Annotated in this window: 17 protein-coding genes; 15 read left to right on the top strand and 2 right to left on the bottom strand. The window is 72.0% G+C overall.

Annotated elements, in window-relative coordinates:
- Window positions 1–119: 119 nt before the first annotated feature.
- On the bottom strand, window positions 120–632 hold the full coding sequence (locus EI169_RS11330) for a DUF4395 domain-containing protein (RefSeq protein ID WP_125132422.1): 513 nt from the start codon (window positions 630–632) through the stop codon (window positions 120–122).
- Window positions 625–1,062 carry a thioredoxin family protein gene (locus EI169_RS11325; protein WP_125132421.1) on the bottom strand — a complete coding sequence of 146 codons (438 nt, stop codon included), beginning with the start codon at window positions 1,060–1,062 and terminating at the stop codon, window positions 625–627. The genes EI169_RS11330 and EI169_RS11325 overlap by 8 nt, the downstream gene beginning before the upstream one ends.
- A 117-nt stretch (window positions 1,063–1,179) precedes the next feature.
- On the opposite strand from EI169_RS11325, the gene thyX reads away from it, so the two are divergent.
- From thyX to miaA, 15 genes are all read left to right on the top strand, one after another.
- Window positions 1,180–1,923, top strand: coding sequence for an FAD-dependent thymidylate synthase (gene thyX, locus EI169_RS11320; RefSeq protein WP_125132420.1), 744 nt, complete (start codon window positions 1,180–1,182; stop codon window positions 1,921–1,923).
- Between the two features lie 25 nt (window positions 1,924–1,948).
- Window positions 1,949–2,710: an SDR family NAD(P)-dependent oxidoreductase gene (locus tag EI169_RS11315; RefSeq protein WP_125132419.1), complete on the top strand. Its 762-nt coding sequence runs from the start codon at window positions 1,949–1,951 to the stop codon at window positions 2,708–2,710.
- A 226-nt stretch (window positions 2,711–2,936) separates the two neighbouring features.
- The gene (dapA, locus tag EI169_RS11310) at window positions 2,937–3,914 is read left to right on the top strand and encodes a 4-hydroxy-tetrahydrodipicolinate synthase (RefSeq protein ID WP_125132418.1); all 978 of its coding nucleotides are present in this window, start codon (window positions 2,937–2,939) and stop codon (window positions 3,912–3,914) included.
- A 61-nt stretch (window positions 3,915–3,975) separates the two neighbouring features.
- The gene (locus EI169_RS11305) at window positions 3,976–5,652 is read left to right on the top strand and encodes a ribonuclease J (protein ID WP_125132417.1); all 1,677 of its coding nucleotides are present in this window, start codon (window positions 3,976–3,978) and stop codon (window positions 5,650–5,652) included.
- 40 nt (window positions 5,653–5,692) lie between these two features.
- The gene (locus tag EI169_RS11300; RefSeq protein WP_125132416.1) at window positions 5,693–6,100 is read left to right on the top strand and encodes an MmcQ/YjbR family DNA-binding protein; all 408 of its coding nucleotides are present in this window, start codon (window positions 5,693–5,695) and stop codon (window positions 6,098–6,100) included.
- Window positions 6,094–6,588, top strand: a complete 495-nt coding sequence (locus EI169_RS11295; protein ID WP_125133444.1) for a GNAT family N-acetyltransferase — start codon at window positions 6,094–6,096, stop codon at window positions 6,586–6,588. Before EI169_RS11300 ends, EI169_RS11295 begins: the two co-directional genes overlap by 7 nt.
- A 71-nt stretch (window positions 6,589–6,659) precedes the next feature.
- The gene (locus EI169_RS11290; RefSeq protein WP_125132415.1) at window positions 6,660–9,293 is read left to right on the top strand and encodes a DNA translocase FtsK; all 2,634 of its coding nucleotides are present in this window, start codon (window positions 6,660–6,662) and stop codon (window positions 9,291–9,293) included.
- Window positions 9,293–9,877, top strand: coding sequence for a CDP-diacylglycerol--glycerol-3-phosphate 3-phosphatidyltransferase (pgsA, locus tag EI169_RS11285; protein ID WP_125132414.1), 585 nt, complete (start codon window positions 9,293–9,295; stop codon window positions 9,875–9,877). Before EI169_RS11290 ends, pgsA begins: the two co-directional genes overlap by 1 nt.
- A complete protein-coding gene (locus EI169_RS11280; protein WP_125132413.1) occupies window positions 9,874–10,401 on the top strand; it encodes a CinA family protein in 528 nt (175 codons plus the stop codon). Before pgsA ends, EI169_RS11280 begins: the two co-directional genes overlap by 4 nt.
- A 140-nt stretch (window positions 10,402–10,541) precedes the next feature.
- A complete protein-coding gene (locus EI169_RS11275; RefSeq protein WP_125132412.1) occupies window positions 10,542–10,850 on the top strand; it encodes a helix-turn-helix transcriptional regulator in 309 nt (102 codons plus the stop codon).
- On the top strand, window positions 10,851–11,075 hold the full coding sequence (locus tag EI169_RS11270; RefSeq protein WP_125132411.1) for a DUF3046 domain-containing protein: 225 nt from the start codon (window positions 10,851–10,853) through the stop codon (window positions 11,073–11,075).
- 255 nt (window positions 11,076–11,330) lie between these two features.
- Window positions 11,331–12,380 (top strand): recombinase RecA, encoded by a 1,050-nt coding sequence (recA, locus tag EI169_RS11265; RefSeq protein WP_125132410.1) that lies wholly within the window; start codon window positions 11,331–11,333, stop codon window positions 12,378–12,380.
- 2 nt (window positions 12,381–12,382) lie between these two features.
- Window positions 12,383–13,033 carry a regulatory protein RecX gene (locus EI169_RS11260; RefSeq protein WP_125132409.1) on the top strand — a complete coding sequence of 217 codons (651 nt, stop codon included), beginning with the start codon at window positions 12,383–12,385 and terminating at the stop codon, window positions 13,031–13,033.
- Window positions 13,034–13,078: 45 nt separating this feature from the next.
- On the top strand, window positions 13,079–14,626 hold the full coding sequence (gene miaB, locus EI169_RS11255) for a tRNA (N6-isopentenyl adenosine(37)-C2)-methylthiotransferase MiaB (RefSeq protein WP_125132408.1): 1,548 nt from the start codon (window positions 13,079–13,081) through the stop codon (window positions 14,624–14,626).
- Window positions 14,623–15,543, top strand: a complete 921-nt coding sequence (miaA, locus tag EI169_RS11250; RefSeq protein ID WP_125132407.1) for a tRNA (adenosine(37)-N6)-dimethylallyltransferase MiaA — start codon at window positions 14,623–14,625, stop codon at window positions 15,541–15,543. Before miaB ends, miaA begins: the two co-directional genes overlap by 4 nt.
- Window positions 15,544–15,554: the final 11 nt, after the last annotated feature.

Below are 15,554 nucleotides of genomic sequence, written 5' to 3'. Positions count from 1 at the left end.
GGCCTCCTCTTCGACGGTCGCGCCGCGTTTCGCGGGCATCGAGGTGAGCCTAAACCGATCGCGAGCACGCGGTCACGCCTCGACAGGCGGGCGCTTTCGGGGTAGAGGCGGAGCGGGGATCAGACCGATGCGGGCCGCCGCCTGCCGAGCAGGCCCGCGCGCTGGAGGAGCAGGTAGAGCTGGCAGCCGAGGCACAGGCCGAACGCCGCGTTCAGGAACGCCGCGACGAACGCCATGGCGGCCGCGACCGGCAGCGCCCACGGCACGCCGGCGACGTGGAGGACGAGCCCGACGGCCGTCACGAACAGGCCCACGCCCTGCGCGAAGCGCGGCGGACGCGGATCTTCGAGCTCGGTCGGCGGCTTCAGGCGCGGCTGCACGAGGCGGCGGTACACGACGCCCCACGGCGCCGTGCGCGGCGAGAGCACGCTCCACAGGAAGAGCAGCGCGATGACCGCGACGAGGAGGAAGGCGGGATCGGAGACGCGGTCCGCGAGCGCCGGGAGCGGAGCGGCGGTCGCCGTGCCGGTCAGCGACAGCACGACGGCGATCGCGAGGAGCACGGCCGTGACGGATGCGGCGAAGCGCGGCCCGCGCGGGTCGATGCCGCGAGGGCGCCGGGACTCAGACATCCGCGGTCGCTCCCTGCAGGCGGGCGAGCTCCAGCTCGACGACGTCGCGGCCGGGCACGCCGCCCAGGCGCGACTGGATGGCTCCGTCGCGATCGAGGATGAGGGTCGTGGGCGTCTGCAGCACGCGGAAGTGGCGTGCGATGTCGGGGCGGTGCGTGAGGTCCACGTCGAGGTGGCGCACGCCGTCGTGCCCGGCGGCGACGTTCGCGAGCAGGCGGTGGACGCCCGGGCAGCGTGCGCACGTCTCGGTGCTGAACTGCAGCAGCGTGGCCGACTCGCCCAGGCCGTCGGCGCCGAGGCGCTCGGGCTGGACCACCTCGTGCGGCACGTGCCGGCGCAGCCGCGCGGACCGTCGTGCGCCCCAGGCGCCGGCGGCGGCGGATACGGCCACCAGGCCCAGCAGCGCGAGCAGGGCGTCGAGAATCGTCACGGCTGACAACCTTACCCATGCGCGCGCATAGGGAGGGCCGGATGACCGCGGATGACGCACGCGACGCCGGACGATCGGGGCACGGGAGAGGCGGTCGGCGGCAGTAGGGTGGCAGGCGTGAGCGACGCCGACAACGCCCCCGAGATCGAATTCCGCAGCGACGTCACGGTCGAGCTCGTCCGCTCGAGCGCGTCCGACTCCGACGTGCTGTTCGCGGCGCGCGTGTCGACGCTGGGCGAGCAGACCCTCGATGTCGCGCAGGCGGGCACCGAGGCGACCGGCCGCGACCGCGGCCTCATCAACTACCTCATGCGCGACCGGCACGGCTCGCCCTTCGAGCACAACTCGATGACGTTCTACGTGCAGGCGCCGATCTTCGTGTTCCGCGAGTTCATGCGCCACCGCATCGCGTCCTACAACGAGGAGTCGGGCCGCTACCGCGAGCTGCGTCCGGTGTTCTACGTGCCGGCGCGCGAGCGCAACCTCGTGCAGGTCGGCAAGCCCGGCGCCTACGAGTTCCTCCCCGGTGACGACGCCCAGCACGCCCTCGTCGACACCGCGACGCGCGACGCGTCCGAGTTCGCCTACACCGCCTACCGCCGGATGCTGGACGCCGGCGTCGCCCGCGAGGTGGCGCGCATCGTGCTGCCGCTGAACATCTACTCGTCGATGTACGTCACGATGAACGCCCGGTCGCTCATGAACTTCCTCTCGCTGCGGACGAAGGTGGAGGGCACGCACTTCCCGTCGTTCCCGCAGCGCGAGATCGAGATGTGCGCCGAGCAGATGGAGACGCTGTGGACAGAGCTCATGCCGCTCACCCACGCCGCCTTCAACGCGAACGGTCGCGTCGCGCCGTAGGCGACCGACGTCGGAGCAGCCGGCCATGACCCGCACGGCACTCATCACCGGCGCGAGCTCCGGCCTCGGCGCCGAGTTCGCGCGGCAGCTCGCCGCGCGCGGCATGGACATCGTGCTCGTCGGTCGCGACCGCGACGCGCTCGAGGACGCCGCGGCGCGCGTACGTGAGTCCGGCGCTCGGGCCGAGGTGCTCGCCGCCGACCTGCTGGCGCCGCGCCAGCGCGAGCGCGTCGTCGCACGCGTGGCCGATGCGCAGCATCCGGTGGACATGCTGGTGAACAACGCCGGCTTCGGGCTCCCGCTCGCGTTCGAGCGCAACGACGTCGAGGACGAGGCCCGCCACCTCGCGCTGCACGTCGAGGTGCCGATGCGGCTCATGCGAGCGGCGCTTCCCGGGATGCTGGCGCGCGGCCGCGGGCGCATCGTCAACGTCGCCTCGGTCGCGGGTCTCGTCCCACGCGGCACGTACGGGGCGGCCAAGGGCTGGCTCGTGAGTGTCAGCCGATGGGCGAACGTCGAGTACGGCCCGCGCGGCGTCTCGGTCACAGCCGTGTGCCCGGGATTCGTCCACACGAACTTCCACGAGCGCCTCGGCCTGCCGCCCGGGCAGGAGGGCGTGCCGGAGCGCATGTGGCTGAACGCGCCCGACGTCGTGCGCGAGGGCCTGCGCGACGTCGCCCGCGGCCGCTCGGTGTCGATCCCATCGGCGCGGTACAAGCTGCTCGTCGCGGCGTCGCGCCTCCTCCCCGACGCGCTCGTCGTGCAGGCGGCCAAGCGCGGCCGCTGACCACCCCACCCGCGGCGCCGACCCCGCCGGCTGTGGCGGCTGAGGGACACGGCGTCCGCATCGTCGACCTGCTCGTGGGTGACCGGCTCATCCTTCAGGCCGACGGCGGCACCCACACCGGCGACGGACGCCACCGCAACCTCGTGCGCGACGGTGTCGCCGTTTCGGGCCGGCCATCGCACGGCCCCCGGAGGAGGGGGAGCCGCGCGGGCGATAGCCTGGAGCAATGACGCACTCGGGCAATCCCTTCGGGCAGGTGCTCGTCGCGCTGGTCACCCCCATGACGGCCGACGGCGAGGTCGACTGGCCCGCGGTGCAGAAGCACATCGACGATGTCATCACGGCGGGCGCCGACGGCATCGTCGTCACCGGGACGACGGGGGAGACCTCCACCCTCACCGACCCCGAGAAGCTGCGCCTCGTCGAGGTCGGCAAGGACGTCGCGGCCGGGCGGGCGAAGATCATCACGGGCGGCGGCTCGAACGAGACGGCCCACGCGATCGAGCTCTACCGGGCGAGCGAGCGCGCCGGCGCCGACGGCATCATGATCGTCACGCCGTACTACAACAAGCCGACGCAGGCGGGCATCCTCACGCACTTCCGACTGGTCGCCGACGCCACCGATCTGCCCGTGATCCTGTACGACATCCCGGGCCGCACCGGCGTGCCCATCAAGTACGAGACGATCCTGCGCCTGGCCAAGCACCCGAACATCCTCGGGATCAAGGACGCCAAGGGCGACTTCAGCGAGGTCAGCCGCGTGCTGAACCAGACCGACCTGATGTACTTCTCCGGAGACGACGCGAACGTGCTGCCCCACCTGTCGATCGGCGCAACCGGCCTCATCGGGGTCACCGCGAACATCGCCGCCGGTCCCTACCGCACGATCGTCGACGCCGTGAACCGCGGCGACCTCGCCGCCGCCACGGCCGAGCACAAGCGCCTCGAGCCGCTCGTGCGGGCGGTCATGACGCACGTCCCCGGCACGGTCGCGGCGAAGTACATCCTCCACGGCCTCGGCCGCATCTCGAGCCCGCGGGTGCGACTGCCGCTGGTCGGCCCCGAGGAGTGGGAGGCCGCGATCATCGAGGACGAGCTCGCCCTCGTCCGCGACGTCCCGGGCGCCGACTTCTCCAACTTCCGCCCCGACCGCAACGCGGCCGCCGGCGGTGCCCTGCCGAAGGTGCCGGGCACGACGCGATGACGATGACCCGCCGACGGCGGGCAGGACAACCGGATGCCGCGGCATCCACAGGAGGCTGACGATGCCCACCACGGTCTTCGACCCGCCGGCGCTCGCGCCCGCGACGCTGCGCGTGACCCCGCTCGGGGGACTCGGCGAGGTCGGACGCAACATGACGGTGTTCGAGTACGAGGGCAAGCTGCTCGTGGTCGACTGCGGCGTGCTCTTCCCCGAGGAGCACCAGCCCGGCGTCGACCTGATCCTGCCCGACTTCGAGCCCATCCGGCACCGCCTCGACGACATCGTCGCGGTCGTCCTCACGCACGGCCACGAAGACCACATCGGCGCCGTGCCCTACCTGCTCAAGCTCAAGGGCGACATCCCGCTGCTCGGGTCGGGCCTCACGCTCGCCCTCGTCGAGGCGAAGCTCAAGGAGCACCGCATCCGCCCCTTCACCCTCACGGTGAAGGAGGGGCAGCGCGAGAAGGTCGGGCCGTTCGACCTCGAGTTCGTCGCGGTGAACCACTCGATCCCCGACGCGCTCGCCGTCGCGATCCGCACGCCCGCGGGCATGGCGCTGGCCACGGGCGACTTCAAGATGGACCAGCTTCCGCTCGACGGACGCATCACAGACCTGCGCGCGTTCGCGCGACTGGGCGAGGAGGGCGTCGACCTCTTCCTCGTGGACTCCACGAACGCCGACGTCCCCGGCTTCACCCCCACCGAGCGCAGCATCGGACCCGTGCTCGAGCAGGTCATCGGGTCGGCTCCCCGCCGCGTCATCGTCGCGAGCTTCTCCAGCCACGTGCACCGCGTGCAGCAGGTGCTGGATGCGGCGCACGCCCACGGCCGCCGCGTGGCCCTCCTCGGCCGCAGCATGGTGCGCAACATGACGATCGCCGAGGAGCTCGGCTACCTGCACGTCCCCGAGGGCGTGCTCATCGACTACAAGAAGGCGCGCGACCTGCCCGACGACCGCATCGTCTACATGTCGACGGGGTCGCAGGGCGAGCCGATGGCCGTCCTCAGCCGCATGGCCAACCTCGACCACGAGATCGAGCCCGGGCCGGGCGACACGGTGATCCTGGCCTCGAGCCTCATCCCGGGCAACGAGAACGCCGTCTACCGCGTGATCGACGGGCTCACCAAGCTCGGCGCGACCGTCGTGCACAGGGGCAATGCCAAGGTGCACGTGTCGGGCCACGCCGCCGCGGGCGAGCTGCTCTACTGCTACAACATCCTCAAGCCCCGCAACGTCATGCCGGTGCACGGCGAGTACCGCCACCTCATGGCGAACGCGCGCCTCGCCCAGGACACCGGGATCACCGCCGAGCACACGATCATCGGCGAGAACGGCACCGTGGTCGACCTCCGCGACGGCGCCGCGCGGGTGGTCGGCAAGCTCGACATCGGCTTCGTGTACGTCGACGGGTCGTCGGTGGGCGAGATCACCGAGGCCGATTTGAAGGACCGCCGCATCCTCGGCGAAGAGGGCTTCATCTCGGTCATCGTCGTGGTCGACTCCACGACGGGCCGCATCATCACCGGCCCCGAGGTGCACGCGCGCGGCTTCGCGGAGGACGCGGGCGTGTTCGAGAGCGTCAAGCCCAAGATCGCCGCGGCGCTCGCCGAGGCGGCGCAGTCGGGAGTGCGCGACAACCACGCGCTGTCGCAGATCGTGCGCCGCACGATCGGACGCTGGGTGAACCAGACGCTCCGGCGCCGGCCGATGATCGTGCCGCTCGTCATCGAGGCCTGACCGCTCGCGGCGCCCCCGGCGCGTCCACGAGAATGTCGGCATGGCGCACCCGGTCATGTTCGACGAGGACGATCCGCTCCTCGCGCGCGTGCGCGCGCTGTGCCTGGGGTTTCCCGGGGCGGCGGAGCGGATCAGCCACGGCCGCCCGAACTTCTTCACGACGCGTACGTTCTGCTACTACGGCGGCAGCGAGCGCATCGCGGGGGAGTGGGTGGCCCACGACCACGCGATCCTCGTCCGGCCCGACCCCGACGACGCCGCGGCGCTCGCTCAGGACCCGCGCTTCTTCCGGCCCGCGTACCTGGGCCCGTCCGGCTGGCTCGGGCTCGACCTCGGCCGCCCCGGCGCCGACTGGCGGGAGGTCGGCGAGCTCGTCGACGCGTCCTACCGCGTCACGGCGCCCGCGCGGCTCGTCCGCACGCTGCCCGAGCCCGGAGCGGCATCGTGACGACCTTCACGCTCCGCAACGCGCGAGCCGCCGACGGGACCTTCCTCGCGGACATGGTCGTCGAGGCGGCGAACTGGCGCCCGGGCGTCGCGCGTCCGCGCCACGAGGTCGTCGCGTCGCCGGAGTACCAGCGCTACCTCGCCGGCTGGATGCGGCCGGGTGACGCCGGCGTCGTCGCGGAGACCGCGACGGGCGAGCCGATCGGCGCCGCGTGGTACCGGATGCTGCCCCGCAGCGACCCGGGCTTCGGGTGGGTGGGGACGGGCGTGCCCGAGCTGATCATCGGCGTGCGGCCGCTGTGGCGCGCGCACGGCGTGGGTAGGCGCCTCCTGCAGGAGCTGTGCGACGTCGCCCGTGCGGCCGGGTATGCGCGCGTGAGCCTCAGCGTCGAGCGCGGCAACTTCGCGGCCACGCTGTACCGCTCGGAGGGCTTCGCCGTCACCGCGTCCGGCATCGGCCGCGACACGATGGTCAAGCGCCTGCGCTGAGCAGCTCCGCGCACCCACCACCCCGGCGTCAATCCGGTCAAACGTCGGCGACGCGGCATACCGTGGAAGGCATGCCCCGCAGCTCAGCTCCGGCGGGCGGCCGCGCGACCTCCAAGACGGCCGCGCGCAAGCCGGCCCCCGCCCCCAAACGCTACGTCGACGAGCCCGACAAGCCGCCCGTCGCCGTGCGCGCGTGGCTGGGTCTCGCCCACGCCGCCGGCGGGGTGTTCCGCGCCTTCGGTCCCGAGACGCTCGAGAAGGACCAGCGGCGCGACGGCTTCCCGTTCCTCCTCGTCCTGCTGGCGATCGCGGGCGCCGTCGTGGAGTGGTTCCTCATCGGCACCGACGTCGCGGCGACGGTCAGCGCCTACTCGGTCGGCGGCCTCATCGGGCGCGAGGCCTTCGTGTTCCCCGTCCTCCTGCTGCTGCTGGCCGGATGGCTCTTCCGCCACCCCGCGTCCGTCCACGACAACGGCCGGATCGGCATCGGCTTCGCCCTGTTCGTCGTCACGATCGCCGGGTTCTGCCACGTCCTGGGCGACAGGCCCCAGCCGAACTCGGGGCTGCCGGCTCTCAGCGCCGCCGGCGGCCTGTTCGGCTGGATGGTGGGCGAGCCCCTCGCGACGCTCCTGACGCCGGTCGGCGCCGGCATCGTGCTCGCGCTCGTCGTCGTGCTCAGCGTCCTGATCCTCACCAAGACGCCGCCCAACCGCATCGGCCGCCGGCTCGGCGAGCTGTACGACTGGATGTTCGGCACCGAGCGCGCGGCGGGCGACGCCGACGCCGAGGCGGCGACGACGGTGCTCGACGACTCCTCCGACGCCCCCGCGCTGCCCTGGTGGCGGCGCAACAAGAGCGGACGCGAGCAGGACGCCGACGGCGCGCTCGGATCGCAGGACCTCACCGAGCTGCTCGCCCCCGGAAGCGGCGAGGGCGGCTTCGAGCAGGTCTTCACCTCTCCCGCGCCGCCGCCTCCGCCGGCGCCCGACGCCCTCACCGAGGTGCTCGACCCCGCCGCGCTCGCCGCCGCGACGCGCGGCACGACCGCGCTGCGCGACGACGCGCCCGTCGACGGCGACGAGGAGCTCCCCGGCATCTCCGGCCTCGGCGGCGACAGCCAGGGCCTGCCCCCGTCGGCGAACTACCGGCTGCCCTCGGTCGCGGCGCTCGCGGCGGGCACGCCGCACAAGGAGCGCTCGGCGGCCAACGACGCCGTCGTCGCGGCGATCGAGAGCGTGCTGTCGCAGTTCAGCGTCGACGCCCGCGTCACCGGCTTCTCGCGCGGCCCGACGGTCACGCAGTACGAGATCGCCCTCGGACCGGGCGTGAAGGTCGAGCGCATCACGGCCCTCACGAACAACATCGCGTACGCCGTCGCCTCCAACGAGGTGCGCATCCTCGCCCCGATCCCGGGCAAGAGCGCCATCGGCGTGGAGATCCCCAACACCGACCGCGAGATCGTGACCCTCGGCGATGTGCTGCGCTCGCAGGCCGCGACGACTTCGACGCACCCCATGACGATCGGCGTCGGCAAGGACGTCGGCGGCGGGTACGTCGTGGCGAACCTCGCGAAGATGCCGCACCTGCTCGTGGCCGGGTCCACCGGCTCGGGCAAGTCGAGCTTCGTCAACTCGATGATCACGAGCCTGCTCATGCGGGCCAAGCCCTCCGAGGTGCGGATGGTGCTCATCGACCCCAAGCGCGTCGAGCTGACCGCCTACGCCGGTGTGCCGCACCTGATCACCCCCATCATCACGAACCCGAAGAAGGCCGCCGAGGCGCTGCAGTGGGTCGTGAAGGAGATGGACATGCGGTACGACGACCTCGCGTCGTTCGGATTCCGCCACATCGACGACTTCAACCGTGCGGTCGTCGCGGACGAGATCACGCTTCCGGCCGGCAGTGAGCGCGTCCTCAAGCCCTACCCGTACCTGCTCGTGGTCGTCGACGAGCTCGCCGACCTCATGATGGTGGCCCCGCGTGACGTCGAGGACTCGATCGTGCGCATCACGCAGCTCGCGCGCGCGAGCGGCATCCACCTGGTGCTCGCCACCCAGCGCCCGTCGGTCGATGTCGTGACCGGCCTCATCAAGGCCAACGTGCCCTCGCGCCTGGCATTCGCGGTGACGAGCGTCACCGACTCGCGCGTCATCCTCGACCAGCCGGGTGCCGAGCGACTCATCGGCCAGGGTGACGGCCTGTTCCTCCCGATGGGCGCGTCGAAGTCGCTGCGCGTGCAGGGCGCGTGGGTCAGCGAGCCGGAGATCGAGAAGGTCGTCGCGCACGTCACGCAGCAGGCCCGCCCCGAGTACCGCGCGGATGTGCAGGCGGCGGCGGAGAAGAAGGAGATCGACGCCGACATCGGCGACGACCTCGAGCTGCTCCTTGCGGCGGCCGAGCTCGTCGTGTCCACCCAGTTCGGCTCGACCTCGATGCTTCAGCGCAAGCTCCGCGTGGGCTTCGCCAAGGCCGGTCGCCTCATGGATCTGCTCGAGTCCCGCGAGATCGTCGGTCCGTCCGAGGGCTCCAAGGCGCGCGACGTGCTGGTCACGGCCGAGCAGCTTCCGGCCGTGCTCGCCCGCCTGCGCGGCGAGGACGTCCCCGAGGAGGACGTCGACCCGGTCGAGGCGCAGTTCGCCGGCCTCCCCGTCGTGGACCACGACGAGGGCGGCGAAGACGCGTGGCAGCTCACGGGGCGCGACTGATGGCCGTTCCGCGGCAGCTCCCGAACGCGATCACGATCGTGCGCATCCTGTGCGCCCCGGTGTTCGTATGGATGCTGCTGGCCGACGCCGGCGCGGGCGGCGGCCTGCGCTGGGGGGCGACGGCGCTGTTCGTGGTCGCGATCGCGACCGACGGCGTCGACGGCTACCTCGCCCGCCGCTACGAGATCGTCACCGACCTCGGCAAGCTCCTGGACCCCATCGCCGACAAGGTGCTCACCGGCGCCGCGTTCGTGGGGCTCTCGATCCTGGGCGAGCTGCCCTGGTGGATCACGATCGTGGTCCTCGTGCGCGAGGTCGGCATCACCGTCTACCGCTTCGTCGTGGTCAGCGACCATGTGCTCGCCGCGGCGTGGATGGGCAAGCTCAAGACCGTCGCGCAGGCCGTCGCCCTGACGCTCGCCCTCGCGCCGATCGCCGGTCTCGTCGACAGTTCCGTGTGGACGGGTGCGGTGTGGTGGGCGAACGTCGTGACGATGACGATCGCGGTGGTCCTCACGATCGCGAGCGGCATCGACTACGTCGTCAGCGAGGTGCGCGGCGCACGGAAGAAGGGTGTGGCGTGATCGACGGACTCCCCGACGACCTGGAGGAGACCCTCGCGAGCGATCCGCGTCAGAGCGCGGCGCAGCTGATCGAGCGCCTCGCCGAGCTCGGCTGGACCCTCGGGGTGGCCGAGTCGCTCACGGGCGGGCTCGTCGTCTCGTCGCTCGTCGCGGTGCCCGGCGCCTCGCGCGTTGTGCGCGGCGGCGTCGTCGCGTACGCGACCGACGTCAAGCAGTCGGTGCTCGGCGTGGATGCGGCGCTCCTCGAGGCGCACGGCGCCGTGCACCCGCGCGTGGCGCGCCAGATGGCGCGCGGTGTGCGCGATGTGCTGGGCCGCGACGGCCAGCCGGCGGAGGTCGGGATCGCCACGACCGGCATCGCCGGTCCGGACTCGCCCGACGGGCAGCCGGTGGGCACCGTGCACATCGCGGTGTCCACGCCGCTCGGCACGCGCGTGGACACGCTGGCGCTCAGCGGCGACCGCGATGCGATTCGCGCGGAGGCGGCCCGCATCGCGGTACGGCGCGCGCTCGTGGCGCTGTGATCGTCACGCCCGTGTTTCGGCTTGGTGACATTCGGCGATTCCCACCCATTCCCCAGCGCACGGGATTAGATTGACTGCACTCGGTGTTGTACCGTGGTGCACCCCGGAAATGGCGGAGCAATCGTGAGGAGGGGCCCGAAATGATCCTGGTACGTCAAGAGATCGGCGAGGTCCTCCGCGAGCTGCGCCAGCAGAAGGGACGCACGCTCCGCCAGGTCGCGAGCCGCGCGAGTGTCGCGCTCGGCTACCTGAGCGAGGTCGAGCGCGGTCAGAAGGAGGCGTCGAGCGAGATCCTGGCGTCTGTCGCCGAAGCGCTCGATGTCCCCATCTCGACGATCATGCGCGAGGTCGGCGACCGGCTGTCGGTTCTTGAGGGTCTGCAGACCTTCCCCGACGTGGTGCCCGACGACCTCGTCGCGTCCGTCGAGCCCGAGCTGTCGCTGCGCTGAGTGCGCCGCTCCGAGTTCGATCGCGCGGTCGCCGATGAGTTCGGCGACCGCGGTCCGTCTCTGCTGACGGATCTCGTGCTCTCCGAGGTCGGGGATCGAACCCCGGCGGAGGCGCTGCGCGCCGGCGTGCCGCCGCGCGACGTGTGGCTGGCGCTGTGCGCCGAGACCGACGTGCCGCCCGACCGCCGCTACGGCGTGGGCCGGCTCGACCCGCACCGCCGCTGACGCGGCGCGGTGACGCAGCCGCGGCGTGTCGGCGTGTCCTGATCGAAGAAGTGTTCGATGCGGGCGTAGGCTCCTGCACAGCGGGTGTTCGAAGACGCAATCCACGGATGCGGGGGCCGGCTCGGACGATGTCGGAACCCCCTCCTACCGTGGAGACCGTCGGAGAACACCTCACGCCTTGTCGCAGCATCCGCTCCGCCGGAGGGGAGCGCGACAGCCTACAGGCGACGGAACCCGTGCACGAAGGAGCATGACATGCCATCACCCGCCGACCGCGAGAAGGCCCTCGAATCCGCTCTCGCCCAGATCGATCGGCAGTTCGGGAAGGGCTCGGTCATGCGACTGGGCAGCGACGAACGCGCCCCGGTCGAAGTCATCCCCACGGGATCCATCGCCCTCGACGTCGCCCTCGGCGTCGGCGGGCTGCCGCGTGGCCGCATCATCGAGATCTACGGCCCCGAGTCGTCGGGAAAGACCACGCTCACCCTCCACGCGATCGCCAACGTGCAGCGCGCCGGCGGCATCGCGGCCTTCATCGACGCGGAGCACGCGCTCGACCCCAACTACGCGCAGAAGCTCGGCGTCGACATCGACGCACTGCTGGTGTCGCAGCCCGACACGGGCGAGCAGGCGCTCGAGATCGCGGACATGCTGATCCGCTCGGGCGCGATCGACCTCGTCGTGATCGACTCCGTCGCCGCCCTCGTGCCGGAGGCCGAGATCAAGGGCGAGATGGGCGACTCCCACGTGGGTCTGCAGGCGCGCCTGATGTCGCAGGCGCTGCGCAAGCTCACCGGTGGCCTGAACCAGACCAAGACCACCGCGATCTTCATCAACCAGCTGCGCGAGAAGATCGGCGTCTTCTTCGGCTCTCCCGAGACGACCGCCGGCGGCAAGGCGCTGAAGTTCTACGCGTCGGTGCGCCTGGACATCCGTCGCATCGAGACCCTCAAGGACGGCTCCGACGCCGTGGGCAACCGCACGCGCGTGAAGGTCGTCAAGAACAAGATGGCGCCGCCGTTCAAGCAGGCCGAGTTCGACATCCTCTACGGCACGGGCATCTCCCGCGAGGGAAGCCTCATCGACTTCGGCGTGGAGCACGGCATCGTCAAGAAGTCCGGTGCGTGGTACACGTACGAGGGCGAGCAGCTCGGACAGGGCAAGGAGAACGCCCGCACCTTCCTGATCAAGAACGACGACATCGCCGCGGAGATCGAGTCGCAGATCAAGTCCAAGCTCGGCATCGGCGTCCCGCGCGCCGCGGCCCCCGTCGACGACGAACTGGCCGCGCGCCGCCCGGCCTGAGCATGAGCGAGCACACCGGGGGCGAGCGCGAGTCGCTCGCCCCCGTCACTCCGCTGTTCCCGCGGCGCGGCCAGGGCGCGCCGCGTCCCGGCCCTGATCCGTCCGCGTGGCATCCCACGTGGACCGGCATCGACCGCGACGACGAGGACGAGCACGACGATCTCGAGGACGGGGTGGTCCTCGCGGAGCGGATGCTGCTGCGGCGTCTGCGCACGCGCTCGCTCTCCATCCGCGAGGCGGAGGCGGCGCTCTACGCCGACGGGTTGAGCGACGCCGAGATCGCCGGTGTCATCCGCAGCTTCCGCGCGCAGGGCTACCTCGACGACCACGCTCTCGCCGAGCAGCTCATCGACAAGGCGGTGTCGCGGAAGGCCCAGGGACGCCAGGCGATCGCGCAGACGCTCGCGCAGCGGGGCATCCCGCGGGATGTCGCCGACGCGGCGATCTCGGCGCTGCCCGACGACGAGTTCGAGCGTGCACTCGAGTTCGCGCGTTCACGCGCCCAGGGCATGCGCGACCTCGACCGCGACACCGCGCTCCGTCGGCTCGCCGGTCAGCTGGCCCGCCGCGGATTCGGCGGCTCGGCGCTGACCGTCGCGCGCCTTGCGCTCGACGAGTCGACCCCCCGAGCGCGCGGCGTCCGCTTCGACTGAGCCGCACCGTCGTGGCTGCATGCGAAACGTAGACTTGCTCGCATCATGACCCTCCTCGACAGCACGCCCACGATCATCGCGCCCTCGCCCGCCGCGCGTCGCCCCGACGGGTCGCCGCGCACGTATGAAGTGCGCACGTTCGGGTGCCAGATGAACGTGCACGACTCCGAGCGCCTGTCCGGATCGCTGCAGAGCGCCGGGTACGTGCGCGCCGCCGCCGGCGAGGAGGCCGACGTCGTCGTCATCAACACGTGCGCGGTGCGCGACAACGCCGCCGGCAAGCTGTACGGCACGCTCGGCCACTTGAAGTCGCGTAAGGACGTCCGCGAAGGCATGCAGATCGCCGTCGGCGGGTGCCTCGCGCAGATGGACAAGGAAGCGGTGCAGCGCAAGGCGCCGTGGGTCGACGTCGTCTTCGGCACGCACAACATGGGGTCGCTGCCGCGGCTCCTCGAGCGCGCACGGCACAACGGCGAGGCGGAGCTGGAGATCCTCGAGTCGCTCGAGGTGTTCCCCTCGACGCTGCCGACGCGCCGCGACGCCCAGCACAGCGGGTGGGTGTCCATCTCTGTCGGATGCAACAACACGTGCACGTTCTGCATCGTGCCGAGCCTGCGCGGCAAGGAGAAGGACCGACGCCCCGGCGATATCCTCAGCGAGATCCGCCTCCTCGTGGAGGACGGCGCGATCGAGGTCACCCTGCTCGGCCAGAACGTGAACTCGTACGGCGTCGAGTTCGGCGACCGTCAGGCGTTCGGCAAGCTCCTGCGTGCCGCGGGCGAGATCGACGGGCTCGAGCGCATCCGCTTCACGAGCCCCCATCCGGCTGCCTTCACCGACGACGTCATCGACGCGATGGCGGAGACGCCCGCCGTCATGCCCTCGCTCCACATGCCGCTGCAGTCCGGCAGCGATCGCGTCCTCAAGGCGATGCGACGCTCGTACCGGAGCGAGCGGTTCCTCGGCATCCTCGACCGGGTCCGCGACCGGATCCCGCACGCCGCCATCACGACCGACATCATCGTCGGGTTCCCCGGCGAGACCGACGAGGACTTCGAGGACACGATGCGCGTCGTCGAGGCATCGCGGTTCTCCAGCGCGTTCACCTTCCAGTACTCGATCCGCGAGGGCACGCCCGCCGCGACGATGCCCGACCAGGTGCCGAAGGCGGTCGTGCAGGAGCGCTACGAGCGCCTCATCGCGCTGCAGGAGCGCATCAGCCTGGGGGAGAACCAGCGTCAGCTCGGTCGCGAGGTGCACGTGCTCGTGTCCACCGGCGAAGGCAAAAAGGATGCGGCGACGCACCGCATCACGGGCCGCGCAGAAGACAATCGTCTCGTCCACGTGGAGGTGCCGGAAGGCTCGGCGGTGCCGCGTCCGGGTGATGTCGTGACGGCGGCGATCACGCACGCCGCGCCCTTCCACCTGCTCGCCGACAGCCCCGACGGTGCGCCGCTGCGCATCCGCCGCACACGCTCGGGCGATGCGTGGGAGCGCGCGCAGTCCGATGCGTGCGGCGTCCCCGCGCCCGCCGCCGGCGGCGCGCCGCGTGCCGTGTCGCTCGGGCTGCCGTCGCTGCGTCCGGGGGAGTGAACGCCCCGCGGCTGTGGGCGGTCGTCGGCGCGACCGGCACCGGCAAGACCGCGCTGTCGCTCGAGATCGCCGAGGCGCTGGGCCGCCGCGGGCATGCTGCCGAGGTCGTCAACGCCGACGCGATGCAGCTGTACCGCGGGATGGAGATCGGGACGGCCAAGCTGCCGCCGTCGGAGCACCGGGGCATCCCGCACCACCTCTTCGACGAGCTCGACGTGGCCGAGGAGGCGACCGTCGCGTGGTACCAGCCGCGCGCCCGCGCCGCCGTCGAGGCCATCCACGCGCGCGGCGCCGATGCGATCCTCGTGGGCGGATCGGGGCTCTACGTTTCCGCGGTGCTCTTCGATTTCCGCTTCCCGCCGCGCGACCCCGCCCTCCGCGCCGCGCTCGAGGCGGAGTGGGAGGCCGGCGGCGGGCCGCACATGGTCGCGCGGCTGCGGGAGGCCGACCCCGAGGCCGCCGCGCGGATCGACGCGCGCAACCCCCGCCGCGTCATCCGTGCCCTCGAGGTGATCGCGCAGGGCGAGGGCACGCACGGCGGCGCCCTCCCCGGCGCGCCCGTGGCGTGGCATCCCGACACGCGCATCGTGGGCGTCGCCCGCGATCGCGCGGAGCTCGTCACGCGTCTGGACGAGCGCGTCGAGCGGATGTGGCGCGACGGCATCGTCGCCGAGGCCGTCGCACTGCGCGCACGCGGGCTCGACGACGGCGTGACGGCGCGCCGCGCGATCGGCTACGCGCAGGCGCTCGCGCAGCACGACGGCGTCCTGAGCGAGCCGGACGCGATCGCGCAGGCGCAGGCGCTCACGCGGCGCTACGCGCGGCGGCAGGTGTCGTGGTTTCGCCGGTACGACGACGTGGCGTGGGTCGACGCCGTCGACGCGGCGACGGCCGAGGCGCTCGTCGACGCCCGATGATCCGGAGCGGC

The sequence above is a fragment of the Microbacterium sp. 10M-3C3 genome (genome assembly GCF_003931875.1).
Taxonomy (GTDB): Bacteria; Actinomycetota; Actinomycetes; order Actinomycetales; family Microbacteriaceae; genus Microbacterium.
The sequence above is the reverse complement of the archived record's forward strand: the minus strand, read 5'-3'. Positions and strand labels throughout refer to the sequence as shown.

Bases quoted from the DNA above. Each gene is read 5' to 3' on its own strand.
- EI169_RS11330 (WP_125132422.1), bottom strand. From the start codon at position 632: ATGTCTGAGTCCCGGCGCCCTCGCGGCATCGACCCGCGCGGGCCGCGC.
- EI169_RS11315 (WP_125132419.1), top strand. From the start codon at position 1,949: ATGACCCGCACGGCACTCATCACCGGCGCGAGCTCCGGCCTCGGCGCC.
- dapA (WP_125132418.1), top strand. From the start codon at position 2,937: ATGACGCACTCGGGCAATCCCTTCGGGCAGGTGCTCGTCGCGCTGGTC.
- EI169_RS11305 (WP_125132417.1), top strand. From the start codon at position 3,976: ATGCCCACCACGGTCTTCGACCCGCCGGCGCTCGCGCCCGCGACGCTG.
- EI169_RS11300 (WP_125132416.1), top strand. From the start codon at position 5,693: ATGGCGCACCCGGTCATGTTCGACGAGGACGATCCGCTCCTCGCGCGC.
- EI169_RS11290 (WP_125132415.1), top strand. From the start codon at position 6,660: ATGCCCCGCAGCTCAGCTCCGGCGGGCGGCCGCGCGACCTCCAAGACG.
- pgsA (WP_125132414.1), top strand. From the start codon at position 9,293: ATGGCCGTTCCGCGGCAGCTCCCGAACGCGATCACGATCGTGCGCATC.
- EI169_RS11275 (WP_125132412.1), top strand. From the start codon at position 10,542: ATGATCCTGGTACGTCAAGAGATCGGCGAGGTCCTCCGCGAGCTGCGC.
- recA (WP_125132410.1), top strand. From the start codon at position 11,331: ATGCCATCACCCGCCGACCGCGAGAAGGCCCTCGAATCCGCTCTCGCC.
- EI169_RS11260 (WP_125132409.1), top strand. From the start codon at position 12,383: ATGAGCGAGCACACCGGGGGCGAGCGCGAGTCGCTCGCCCCCGTCACT.
- miaB (WP_125132408.1), top strand. From the start codon at position 13,079: ATGACCCTCCTCGACAGCACGCCCACGATCATCGCGCCCTCGCCCGCC.